The 1471-nt window shown below is 45.1% G+C and carries 1 protein-coding gene; it reads left to right on the top strand.

Translation table 11 applies throughout. From position 1 onward, the window contains the following. Nucleotides 1–656: 656 nt before the first annotated feature. Complete coding sequence (locus GXO76_11960; protein ID NOY78574.1) at nt 657–1361, top strand: DUF2461 domain-containing protein; 705 nt, start codon at nt 657–659, stop codon at nt 1359–1361. The last annotated feature ends 110 nt before the right edge of the window (nt 1362–1471 follow it).

The following is a 1471-nucleotide window of genomic DNA, read 5'->3' as shown; positions in this document are numbered from 1 at the left end:
TTCATCGTGGTGTGAAAAAGTTGTGCCATTAAAACGACGAAACCGCTTTAGAACTTTTCAAAATAGCGGATTTAAACCGGCGAACCAGGGGACAACCCCTGTGTTGCCGACCCGATAATTAGTAGGAGGCTGCACCCTGAGCTGACGTGCCCCGAGCTTTAGAGGCTGTGTAAAAATAAAGTCATTTACCTATCGTCCCTACGGGACTTTTTAATTGTTCTTTTTTTATTGGCTACAAACCTACCGTCCCTACGGGACTGTATTTATTGCTGCTAATTAAGGATTTGCCAATTCATATATGGGAGCACCGTCAGGTGCGAAAGGTTTGGTGTGAATATGATGCCTCATTAACTTAAGTGCCGTAGGTACGAAAGGTTCACACCATGCTGAAGCATGGTGACTGTACAATTCCATATCCAGTTGAACCATCACCACGATTCATCGTGGTGCTAAATTGAACTCCGCGCTTTTTGGAAGGTCCCGGCTGCTTCGGTTGGCCCTTCAACAGGCTCAGGGCACGGCTCGGCAGCTGCAGCAAGCTCAAAAACCAAAAGTAAAAAAACACCGAAAAGGAACGGGAGAGAGATGTTCACCTTCATACGAGAAAACGGACAGTGGCAGGTTCGTGCCGACCAATTCTCAAACGATCTGAAGCCATGAAAAAGATATCCCGGTTTACAGGTTTCTCTAATGAGACATTCTCATTCTTAAAGGCCTTACAGACGAATAACAATAAGGATTGGTTCGAAGCGCACAGGGAGGTTTACGTTCGTTTTCTGGTGGACCCGCTGAGATGTTTGGTAAATGATCTGGGCCATTTTATGCTCATCATAGATCCCCATTTTGACGTAACTCCAGCGATTAACAGGACGATATCGCGGATATACCGGGATACACGATTTTCAAAAAACAAGTCCCCCTACAAAACAACAGCATGGATAACATTCAAACGGCCCGGAAAGGATTGGCGAAATTCCCCGGCCTATTTTTTTGAGCTCTCCGCCGATTCATACCGGTTTGGCATGGGGTTTTACGGGGCGTCACCCAACACCATGAGTTCAGTTCGCCAACGTATCGATAAAAAACCGGAAGAATTCGAGAAAGTCATCGCGCTCTACAAAAAGCAGGATGTGTTTCACATTGAAGGCGAAAAATATGTGCGAATCATAAACAAGGAAAAATCCGAAGAAATACAAGATTGGTATCAACGACGAAATCTTTACTTTGTGTGCACAAAGCGTATCAACAGGATACTTTTCAGTGAGCGCCTTGTAGAGAATTTGTCATCGTCCTTTTTCCTGCTTGCCCCGTTGTACCAGTATCTGTTGAAAGTCAAAGAAAATGACGCGATAGTCACATAGCCACGCATGGGGGCAAACCTATTATTCCTCTATTCCTCCCGGGCCCAAGTAACGGCTTGCAGTTTGAAAATGTATTTCAGATAGCCAAAAAGGGCAGACACTACACCGAA

The organism is Calditrichota bacterium (assembly GCA_013151735.1).
Lineage (GTDB): Bacteria > Zhuqueibacterota > JdFR-76 > JdFR-76 > BMS3Abin05 > BMS3Abin05.
This window is presented reverse-complemented; position numbering and strand designations above follow the sequence as displayed.